At 69.8% G+C, this 10,519-nt stretch carries 9 protein-coding genes; 1 reads left to right on the top strand and 8 read right to left on the bottom strand.

All coding sequences use genetic code 11. The features are described 5' to 3' along the window. The 3 genes from OG595_RS42460 to OG595_RS42450 are packed head-to-tail and all read right to left on the bottom strand — an operon-like array spanning position 1 to position 4,690. The gene (locus tag OG595_RS42460) at positions 1-468 is read right to left on the bottom strand and encodes a cobalamin B12-binding domain-containing protein (protein WP_329281791.1); all 468 of its coding nucleotides are present in this window, start codon (positions 466-468) and stop codon (positions 1-3) included. Continuing rightward, complete coding sequence (locus tag OG595_RS42455; protein WP_329281789.1) at positions 468-1,703, bottom strand: type III PLP-dependent enzyme; 1,236 nt, start codon at positions 1,701-1,703, stop codon at positions 468-470. Before OG595_RS42455 ends, OG595_RS42460 begins: the two co-directional genes overlap by 1 nt. Next, positions 1,700-4,690 (bottom strand): AMP-binding protein, encoded by a 2,991-nt coding sequence (locus tag OG595_RS42450; RefSeq protein WP_329283603.1) that lies wholly within the window; start codon positions 4,688-4,690, stop codon positions 1,700-1,702. Before OG595_RS42450 ends, OG595_RS42455 begins: the two co-directional genes overlap by 4 nt. Before the next feature lie 78 nt (positions 4,691-4,768). Between OG595_RS42450 and OG595_RS42445 the strand changes: the two genes are divergently transcribed. Next, complete coding sequence (locus OG595_RS42445; protein WP_329281787.1) at positions 4,769-5,023, top strand: acyl carrier protein; 255 nt, start codon at positions 4,769-4,771, stop codon at positions 5,021-5,023. Here OG595_RS42445 and OG595_RS42440 read toward each other — a convergent pair. The 5 genes from OG595_RS42440 to OG595_RS42420 all read right to left on the bottom strand — a co-directional run bounded on the left by OG595_RS42440 (position 5,009) and on the right by OG595_RS42420 (position 10,492). After that, on the bottom strand, positions 5,009-5,941 hold the full coding sequence (locus tag OG595_RS42440) for an ACP S-malonyltransferase (RefSeq protein ID WP_329281784.1): 933 nt from the start codon (positions 5,939-5,941) through the stop codon (positions 5,009-5,011). The genes OG595_RS42445 and OG595_RS42440 overlap by 15 nt on opposite strands. 4 nt (positions 5,942-5,945) lie before the next feature. After that, positions 5,946-6,848 (bottom strand): proline iminopeptidase-family hydrolase, encoded by a 903-nt coding sequence (locus OG595_RS42435; RefSeq protein ID WP_329281781.1) that lies wholly within the window; start codon positions 6,846-6,848, stop codon positions 5,946-5,948. Between the two features lie 61 nt (positions 6,849-6,909). Then, positions 6,910-7,668, bottom strand: coding sequence for a thioesterase II family protein (locus OG595_RS42430; protein ID WP_329281778.1), 759 nt, complete (start codon positions 7,666-7,668; stop codon positions 6,910-6,912). A gap of 54 nt (positions 7,669-7,722) precedes the next feature. Continuing rightward, positions 7,723-8,814 (bottom strand): cytochrome P450, encoded by a 1,092-nt coding sequence (locus OG595_RS42425; protein ID WP_329281776.1) that lies wholly within the window; start codon positions 8,812-8,814, stop codon positions 7,723-7,725. A 151-nt stretch (positions 8,815-8,965) separates the two neighbouring features. Continuing rightward, positions 8,966-10,492: an FAD-dependent oxidoreductase gene (locus tag OG595_RS42420; protein WP_329281774.1), complete on the bottom strand. Its 1,527-nt coding sequence runs from the start codon at positions 10,490-10,492 to the stop codon at positions 8,966-8,968. Positions 10,493-10,519: the final 27 nt, after the last annotated feature.

The raw sequence follows: 10,519 nt of genomic DNA, 5'->3' as shown, positions 1-10,519 counted from the left end.
TCACCGAAGTTCACGGAGTTCTCCCACGTCGAGACCGCGCACGAAGCGCCGGAGCAGCACGGGGCCGTCCGCGTTGTCGTCGAAGACCGCGTCGAACCCGGCGGCGGCCAGCTCCGCGATGATCTGCGGGTCGGTTCCGCCGATGCCGAGTTTGCCGCCGATCACGATCGGCAGGTCGCCCAGTTCGCCGACCGTACGCAGCCTGCGGATCAGCCGGAGACCGTCCTGGCCGCCGTGCCCGTTGACGCTGCTGAGTACGACGAAGGTCGGCCGGAGCCGGGAACATGCCTCGATCAGCTCCTCCTCGGGCACACACGGCCCGAGGTTGACGACCTGGTATCCGAGCTCCTCGATGAGCAGTTGCAGATAGACGAGGTTCCAGCTGTGCGCGTCGGACACAGTGCTGCTGACGATCACGGGGCGGGTGTCCGGCGCCGGCAGCCGTTCCTCCTCGACAACGATGCTCATCACCGACCGTCCCCGACCGGTGTGCGGCGCGGCTCAAGACGTGTGGCCGAGACGACCTCGCCACCGCGCAGCGTGACCTCGGCCGGAGCGGGACGGCTCAGGAAGTGCACCAGGCTCGCGGTCAGGCCGTATGCCCCGACGTTCGGGATCGTCACCAGGTCGCCCGGTGCCAGGGCCGGCAGCTGGACGTTCCGGCCGAGGCTGTCCCCCGGCGTGCACAGCGGACCGACCAGGGTGCCGCGCCCGGCCGGCCGCAGGCCGGGGTCGAGCTGGACGGCGGCCGGAAGCAGACGCCCGATCCCGGAGAGTCCCCCGAGCACATTGATGCCCCCGTCGAGCACGACGAACGGCCCGCCGCTGCCCTCCTTGACGTTCACCACGCGGCTGACCAGGCTCCCGCACTCGGCCGCGAGGTAGCGCCCCGACTCGCAGGCGATCCGCGGCTGCCCGGCACGCCACTGCGGCAGATGCAGGTCGAGCAGGTCGGCGAGACCGGCGCGCAGCTTCGGGTAGGGCGTACGGTTTCCCGGCACCGCGTACGGCGCGGCGAATCCGCCGCCGATGTCCAGGAGCTCCAGCGGCAGGCCGAGGTCGCTGCCGAGACCGGCCGCGGTCTCGATGACGTGCTCGTACTCGCCGAGCAGGCTCTCCTCGTCGCCGGCGTTGCTCATCGTGAAGAAGTGCGCGCCGATGACGGTGGTGCCGGGCACGGACAGCAACTGCGGCAGCGTCTCGGCGAGGGTGTCGCCGTCGATCCCGAACTGGGAGGGCCGTCCCATCATCCTGATTCCGGTCGCCGCGCCCGCCGACGCGATGTTCAGCCGCAGGATGCAGCGGGCGACCACCCCGTGGCGCGATGCGACGTTCCCTATGTGCCGCAGGTCGGAGGGGGACTCGGCGGAGAACTCCCGCACGCCGAGGCCGATCGCCCGGTCGATCTCGGTGTCGGTCTTGCCCGGCCCGGTGTACAGGCAGTTCCCGGCCGGGTGTCCGGCGGCCAGTGCCGCGTCCAGTTCGCCGAGCGAACTCACTTCGGGCCGGCACACCTCCTCGGCTCCCTCACGGACGGCCCGCACCACCTCGGGGTGCGGATTGGCCTTCAGTGCGTAGTAGAGGTCGAATCCCTCGGGCAGGGTGGCGAGCAGGTCGTCGCGGGCCGCGGTGACCCGGTCGAGGTCGTAGACGTACAGCGGTGTGCCGTAGCGTTCGGCCAACTCGGCGGTGGTCAGGCTCATGTGCGGGCTCCGTCCACCAGGCGCGCCAGTTCGGCCGTCGCGTTCTTGCCGTGCGCGGTCAGCGGGAACTCGTCCATGACATGGCAGATCGCGGGCACCTTGGCAGGTTCGAGGCGACGGGCGAGCTCACGCAGCACGGTGTGCGAGGGCAGGTCGGTCTCCACGCACAGCGCGAGGTCGCGCTCGCCGTCCGGTGGGATGGCTCCCGCCGCGCTGATGCCGGGGATGTCCATCGCCGCGGCCTCGATCTCCAGGGTGCTCATACGGATCCCCTTGCGCTTGAACATGTCGTCGCGTCGGCCCTCGAAGTACAGGTAGCCGTCGTCGTCGAGGCGGCCGTAGTCACCGGTGTGCAGACGTGCCTCGCCGGTCTCCGGATCGCGGCGGAAGGCGCGCGCGGTCAGCTCCGGGGACCGCCAGTAGCCGGGCATCACATGCGGTCCGGCCGCGACGATCTCGCCGGTCTCACCGGGCGGCAGTGGGTTCCCCCCGTCGTCGAGGATCAGGACCCTGGTGCCGGGCAGCGGCAGGCCCACCGCGCCGGGACGCCCTCCGTCCTCGTCGGGAGGCATGATCGTGATGCGTTTGCACTCCGTCTGCCCGAACTGCCGCACCACGCGCGTGCCGGGGAACGCCTCGCGCAGCGCCTGCGTCGTGGAATCCGGCAACGCGGCACCGGTGTTGGTGAACAGCCGCACCGGGGCACGGCCGGCCGACGCGTCCTCGCGTGCGGCGAGCGTGGTGAGCATCGCGGCGAGCGAGGGCACGATCGGCACGACCGTCGCGCCCACCTCGCGCATCCGGCGCAGCAGCGCGAGGTCGGACTCCTCTCCGGCCAGGACCATCTCGCTCCGGCCCAGACAGGCCAGCAGCACCTTGTACAGGCCGTAGTCCCAGGAGAGCGGAAACCGGCAGAAGACCACGTCGTCGCCCCGGTACCCGAGCACCGCCTGAATGGCGCGGGCCGCGAAGGTGATCTGGGCGTGCGGTTCGATCACGCCCTTCGGCTCGGCGGTGCTGCCGGAGGTGTAGACGAGCACGGCCACGTCCTGTGGGCTCACCACGGCGGGCTCGGCCCGCGCGCCCCGCTCGCGCAGCTTCTCGACCTGCTGCCACACGTCCTCGAAGCCGTATACGGGTATCCCGGTGAGCTCACGCAGCGGTTCGGCCTCGGCGGCGATGATCAGCCGCGGTTCCGCGCTGTTGATGACCGACCTGAGGTGGAAGGGCTTCATCGTCGGGTTGACCGGAACGAACACCGCGCCGTGCCGCGAGGTGCCGTAGAACATGGCGGTCTGCGGGCGTCGGGTGGGCAGCTGGACCACGATCCGTTCACCGGCCCCGACCCCGCGCTCGGCCAGCCACGCGGCGAACGCGTGGCTGTAGTCGCCGACCTCGCGATAGGTCCACACGCCAACCGCGTCACGTACCGCCGAGGCCTCGGGAACCTCGGCCACCGCCTCGTCGAGCAGCCCGTGCACCAGCGCCGACGGGGTGTGCAGGGCACGCGCGCGTTCTGCGAGCGACGCGCGATCGATCTTCCGGTTGGTGTTCAGCGGGAACTCCTCGACATGGTGGAAGTGACGCGGAACCACCGTCTCGGGCAGCGTCTCGCGCAGGCGTGCGGCGAGTTCGACCGGACGTATCGCTCGCTCCGCGGTGTAGAAGACGACGAGCTCCGTGGTGCCGTCCTTGGGGATGCCGACCGTGACCGCGTCGTGCACGGAGGTGTCCGTCCGCAGCGCGTGCTCGATCTCGGCGAGTTCGATCCGCCAGCCGTGCACCTGGACCTGTGCGTCGGCGCGGCCGAGGTAGGCGAGTTCGCCGCCGTCGATCCGGCGGACGCGGTCGCCGGTGCGGTACCAGCGGCGTCCCTCGCGGCGTACGAAGCGTCCGGATTCGTCGGCCGGGTCGAGATAGCCGGGGCTCAGCTGCGGACCACTGACACAGAGCTCCCCCTCGTCCTCGACGGTCTGGCCGTCCTCATCGAGCAGGACGTGTTCGTGCCCGGCGTGCACGGCCCCGATCGGCACGACGCCATTGACCGCCAGCGCCGGCGAACGCGGCTGCGACCAGCGGTGCGCCGCGACGGTGACGGTCAGTTCGGTCGGCCCGTACAGGTTCTCCAGGGTCGAGTTCGGGGCGGCGCTCTGCCAGTCGGCGGCATCGCGGCACTGCAGTGCCTCTCCCGCGAACAGGCTCCAGCGCAGGCCCGGCATCGCGTGGGGCGCGAGAGCGGTGGTGCGCCGCGTCAGCGCGATCGCGCCGGGGGTGGAGAACCAGACGCTCACGCCCCGTTCGTTCAGGAAGGCGGGCAGGTCGCGGTAGGCGTACGGCGGAACGGTCTGGAGCGTCGCGCCGGCGCCCCAGGCGTTGAAGAGGTCGAAGAAGGCGCAGTCGAAGTTGAGGTCGAAGGTCTGTGAGAAGACGTCGGCGGCGGTGAAGTCGTAGCGCGCGTCGAGCAGCCCGAAGTAGTGGGCGGTGGCGCCGTGCGTGACGGTCACGCCCTTGGGCCGGCCGGTGGAACCGGAGGTGAACAGGACGCAGGCCGGGTCGCCGGGTGCCACGGTCACGGGCTCGTCAAGCACGGCCGAGGGCTGTGCGAATCCCGGCCCGAACACGGCGACCTCGGCCGGCCCGGGAGCCAGACCGGCCCCTTTCTCATCGACGATCAACGCCGTGACGCCGGCGGCTTCGATCATCCGCCGTGTGCGCGCGGCCGGGAAATCGGGGCGCAGCGGGACCACCGCGGCCCCCGCGTAGAGCGCCGCCACGACACCGACGTACGCGGCGGGCCCCTTCTCCGCGAGCACCGCCACGCGCCGGGCGCCGGACTCGACGAGTGCTCCGGCCTGGCGCAGCGCCAGCTCGTGCAACTCCTCGTACGTGATGGCCGCGTCCGCGCAGCGCACCGCGACCCCGCGCGGCGCCCGTGCGAGCCCGCGCTGAAAACGCCCGTGCAGAGCGATGTCCGTCGTGCCTTCCATCATTCTCACCACACTCGCAATTCAGAATTCTGTCGAGACTCCATTGAATAGCCCAGAATTTTCGCTATGCTCCACACCATGACCATCTGGGACTCGAAATTCGAGCAAATCATCCGCAGTTACCTGCCATTCCTTCCGCCCGAAGAGCCACTGGACGAGGAAACTCCACTCCGTGAATACGGTCTCGATTCACTGGGCATAGTGGAACTCCTCTCCACGCTCGAATCCGAATACAACCTCCGTTTCTCGGAGGAGGATCTGATGTTGGAGACCTTCGCCAATCCGGGTGTTCTGTGGCGGTCGCTGACCAGGTTGCGATCAGCGGCCGGCTGAGGACGTCCGGCGCCGCGGCTGCATGGCGAGCCACGGGGTGGCCGAGACCACCTCGAAAGCGCTCGTCGTGCAGCCGACCCGGCCGAACAGGCTGTCCGGCCCTGCCACACAGACCCGCTCGACCCCGAGCTCTCGCAGCCCGCCGACAACCGCGGGCCAGCGCAGCGGACGCACGAAGCTGTCGAGCAGCATCGAGCGCACCCCGGCGCCGTCCTCGACCACCGAGCCGTCCTGGTCGGCGAGCAGCGGCAGCAGCGGCGCGGCGAACTCCAGCTCCCCGATGACCTCCTCGGCGGCCTTGCGGCGCAGCCCGTCGAACACGGACGCGTGCATCGGCGGGCGCATCGTGTACAGCGAGAGCCCACCGAGCGAGCGCACCGAGCGCTGCAACCAGTCCAGCTCCGACTCCCGCAGTGAGACCATGAACAGGTCACGGTCGATGAAGCAGGAGATCTCCGACCAGCCGCCGCGTCCGGCGAGTTCGTCCACCAGCTCCCTGACCCGCGTCTCGGGAACCCGGGCGAAGGAGTGGGTCACCACGTCGCGGTGCTCGACCGCGAAGTACTCCTCCAGGCAGCGGGCCAGCCGGGCCGTCAGCCACACCCCGTCCTCGAAGGAGAGCGATCCGGCACGCACGGCCGCGGGCTTCTCCCCGAAACTCGGCCCGGCACAGGCGGCCGGCTCGACGCCGTGTTCCGCCTCGGCCCACTCGGCAAGGGCGAGGCAGGCCACGAAGAAGGCCACCTGCGCGTACTCGGAGTAGTCGCCCTCGGCCTCGGCGAAACGGTCGGCCAGCGGGTACCCCAGGCGTGTGTCGGCGGCGGCGACCAGACGGCGGGCGTGCGGATTCAGCAGCAGGAACCGGCCGAGGTCGGCGAACTTCGTCGGCCCCATCCCGGGAAAGACCAAGGCGTCCATCGGATCACTTCTCCAGACCGGTGAGGAAGTCGGAGACGACCGCGTGGAAGCGCGTCGGCTCCTCAAGGTGGGGCACATGGCTGGAGTTCTCGAAGATCTCCCAGCGCGCGTCCGGAATCAGGTCCCGGAACGGACGGACCGTCACCGGCGTGGCCTCGTCGTGGCGGCCGGAGAGGACCAGCGTCGGCACGGAGATGTCGGGCAGCCGGTCCTCGACCGACCAGTCCTTCAGCGTGCCGATGACATGGAACTCGCTCGGGCCGTTCATCGCCTCGTAGACCGTCGGGTTGTCGGCGGTCTCCATGAAGGAGGCGAGGTAGTCGCGGGGCCACGGGTCGAGTCGGCAGACGTGCCGGCCGTAGAAGACGCGCATCGCCTCGAAGTACTCGGCGGAGTCGGTGGTGCCGGCCGCCTCGTGCGCGCGCAGCACCGCGTCCACACCCGGGGGCAGGGCGGCCCTGAGCACCTCCATCTCGCTGCGCCAAAGCCGGTATGAAGCGGGGGCGTTCGCGATGATCAGCCCTCGCAGTCCCGCTGGCCTGTCCACGGCGTGACGCGCGACGAGCATGCCGCCCCAGGACTGGCCGAACAGCACGTACCGCTCGGTGATGCCGAGGCCTTCCAGCAGGTTGGCCAGCTCGTCGAGGAACAGCTCGGGCGTCCAGAAGTCGGCGCCGCGCTCCGGCAGCCGGGTGGAGCCGCCGTTGCCGAGCTGGTCGTAGTGCACGACCGCGCGTCCGTCCTCGGCGAGCGAGGTCATGGTGAGCAGGTAGTCGTGAGTACTTCCCGGGCCTCCGTGTACGACCACCAGCGGCACCCGATCGCCGTCCAGCTTTCCGGTGACCCGGTACCACGTACGGAATTCCCCGAATTGCAACCAGCCTGTGGAGTCCGCAGGCGCCGCCATGTGTGTCCTCCCAATGCGTAGGGGGTGATCTCGTCGATCCCGATGAGGTCCTTGAAAGAAATCACAGCCGGTCGGCGACGTGGCGTATTACTTCCGTCGCCCGATCCGCGAGGAAGAAATGGCCGCCGGGGAATACCGTCAGGCCGAATTCGCCCGACGTGTGCTCGCGCCACGCACGCGTTTCCGGCAGCGGTGTTCTCGGGTCGGCGTCCCCGATCAGGACTTCGATCGGACAGCCGAGCCGGTGCGTGCGCGCGGGCCGATAGGTCTCGGCGGCTTTGAGGTCGGCCCGCAGCACGGGCAGGATGAGCGCGCGCATCTCCGGGTCGTCAAGGATCCGTGCGTCGGTGCCGCCGAGGCGCTGCATCTCGTCGATGATCTGCTCGTCGCCGCGCAGGTGCACGCCCTCGTCGTCCGCGCACGAGGGGGCGCGCCGGCCGGAGGCGAACAGCACGGTCGGCTTGACGTTCGCCTCCCGCTCCATCAGCCCGGCCAGCTCGAAGCCCACCAGGGCACCCATGCTGTGCCCGAACAGGGCCAACGGCCGGTCCAGCCACCCGGCGAGCGCTTCCAGCAGCCGGTCCGCGAGCTCAGGAACGTTGTCGACGCAGTCCTCGCCGCGTCGGTCCTGCCTGCCCGGGTACTGCACGGCCAGTACTTCGACGTCCGGCGCCAGTGCGTGGGCGACGGGCAGGAAGAACGATGCCGAGCCCCCGGCATGCGGCAGGCACAGCAGCCGGGCCCGGGCGTCCGGCGAGGGTTGGAACCGGCGGATCCACAAGCCGCAGTCGGTGTCGGCTGTGGTCGGGACTGTCGCCATGCACGTCTCCAGTCGATAGCGATAGGACGGGTTGTTCGGCGGCTTCGGCCGCTGCTACGGCACCAGGTGGACGGGTACGTCCAGCAGCACGCAGTGCTTGTTGTTCGGCCCCCAGGTCACCGGTCCCGCGGGGCGGATCACCTCGACCCGGTCGAGGAGCGTCTCCAGGACCAGGCGGGTCTGCATCCGGCCGATCTCGGCACCCGCGCAGAAGTGGGGGCCGTCACCGAACGAGAGATGGGGGTTCGGATCCCTCCGGATGTCGAATCGCATGGGGTCCTCGAAGACCGACTCGTCACGATTGGCCGACGCCCACCACAGCGTCACCTTGTCCCCTCGCCGGATCAGCTGCCCGGAGATCTCCAGATCGCGGGTCGCGGTGCGGCGGTTGTAGGGGTTGGCCGGCGTCCATCGCAGCACCTCCTCGACCGCGCCGGGCAACAGGGACCGGTCGGAGCGCAGCGCTTGCCACTGGTCCGGATGCTGCGCGAAGGCGGCAATACCGCCCGCGATGATGTTGCGCGGCTGTTCCAGGCCGGTGATCTGCAGGAGGGTGAGATTTTCGGCGCGTTCGATGTCGGAGAGCGGCTCCTGCCCCTGGTCGGTGGGGATGTCGCCGCCGATCAGCAGATCGCCGAGGTTGGATGCGGGACAGCCCTTCCGCGCGGCCACCGCCTCGTAGCAGTATCCGCTCAGGGCCAGCATGTTCGCCCAGGAGGCCTCGTCCATCACGCCGGTGCGGCGATCCACCATCCCCAGCGTCTCGCGCCCCCAACGGGCCAGCAGTTCCCGGTCACGCTCGGGTATCCCGAGAAGAAGCGCCATGGCGTACAGCGCCAGCTTCTCGGTGACGTCCGACACGAAGTCGCAGCGTTCTCTGCCGAGCGCGTCGTCGACAAGACCTTCGGCGTACGGCCGCAGTTGCTCCTCGAGTCCCGCCACCGCGGCTCCGGTCATCGCAGGAGCCAGAGTCCGCTTGATCAGCTCGTGCCGCGGATCGTCCATCATGGCCAGCACGACGCCGGCGGCGTCCTCGAACGGCATGTCGTCCAAATGGGTGCCGCCCCCCTTGCGGTCGCCGCCCGTCTCTGAGGAGAGCGCCGGGTTCGCCGCCGCCGCCGCGATGTCCGCGTAGCGACTCAGCACCCAGAAGTCCTCTCCGTCAGCCGTGCGTCCCGGAGGGTGGAGAAGGACCGGAGCCTCACGACGCAGCCGAGCGAAAAGCTCGTACGGGAAGCCCGCGAACCTCGACTGATCCGTCAGGTCAACCCCGCCGAGAACCTCCGGCAGTGCGCGCTCAGACCGCATGGCTCTCACCGCCTCCGGGAATCAGTCGTGCTTCCAGCACCCGCTCCAGACGGTCGAGTTCGGCTGTGGTCCTGCCAGTTGCGGCGACGTAGCCGTCCGGGCGCAACAACATGAATCCGGTCCTTCCGCTTGGCCGATGCTCGTGGGTGAGCACGGACGGTCTCCGACGTGCCGTTTCCCGCGCCCTGGCGGCCAGCGGTGTCGTCGGTGCTCCGGTGGTCAACAACTGGAGTCCGCCGGTGACCGCAGACCGCTGCGCGGGGACGTCGTGCGGTATCCGCGAACCCGGCTGAGGCATCCGGCGGCGCGAAACACGGCGTCGCGGACCACGGGCGCCGATCGGGTCCGGACCCAGCAGCACGTTCGGGTAACTGGTACGCCAGCCCGCGAGCCGAGGGATGAGCCGACGCCTCAGGGTGCCTGTGGCCTGCAGCGCGTCGCACACCACATTGCGTACGCGGGCGGCAAGCGGGCCGACGGTGAGGATCGCGGCCCCCTGATGGATCATGCGAACGATCTGCCCGGCAGCTTGGCGGCGTTCGGCGTCGTAGGTGTCAAGGACGCGTGGGTCGAGCCGTCCGTCGATGACGCCGGCGAGCTTCCACGCGAGGTTGTGCACATCCTGGAGGCCGAGGCTGAGTCCTTGACTGCCCAACGGCACATGGGTGTGGGCCGCGTCGCCGACGAGAAAGCAGCGGCCCTCCCTGAAGGTCGCCGCGATGCGCTCCGAGCTGCCGAAGGTGGTGACCAGGTCCAGCTCTTCCACGCGCAGCGCACCCGGCCCGCGCTCGTCGAGGATTTCCTGGACGGTCTTGCTGGTCAGCGAGACGTCTGGAGGAATGGCGCCGGCGATGCGGACCGTGTCGCCGGGCATCGGCACGAACACCGCCGAGCCGGTCCGGCCGAGGAAGAAATGGGCACTCGCACGGTCGTACCGCCCGGCCACCCGGCCTTCGGCGACCATGAGGGTCATCGGCACGCGCTCGCCGGCGAATTCGATGCCCAACTGTTCGCGCACCACGCTGTGTACGCCGTCGGCACCAATCAGCCAATCCGCCTCGATCAGCTCCACTCCGTCGGGTCCATGCGCCTTGACGGAGACGGAGCCGGGGCCGGATTCGACAGCGACGACTCTCATGGAGCGCTCGACGCGGCCGCCCAGCCGCTCCAATGCCTCTTCCAACAGCTGGGTGGTCTGCTCCTGCGGCAGAATGAGCGGCTCGTTCTCGTCACCGAGCATGATGCGCAGCCGACGGCCTCCGGCGAGGTGGTACTCGTTGGCCTTGATGCGCACGCCCCTTCGACGTGCATCGGCAAGCACGCCGACCCGGTCGAGGACCTCCAGGGCCGGGGGCCACAGCTGGATCGCGCGCGTTCCGGCGCCAGGCTCGGACTCCTTCTCCAGCACCCGCACGGGGACGCCCAGTTGAAGCAGTTCGCAGGCGGCCGCCAGGCCGCACGGCCCGGCTCCGACGATCACCACGGGTTTCTTCTCGTTCGATGTCACAGGGTCCATAGACGTGTCCTTGGGAGTGTCGTGCGG

It is taken from the genome of Streptomyces sp. NBC_01451, assembly GCF_036227485.1.
GTDB lineage: Bacteria > Actinomycetota > Actinomycetes > Streptomycetales > Streptomycetaceae > Streptomyces.
The sequence above is the reverse complement of the archived record's forward strand: the minus strand, read 5'-3'. Positions and strand labels throughout refer to the sequence as shown.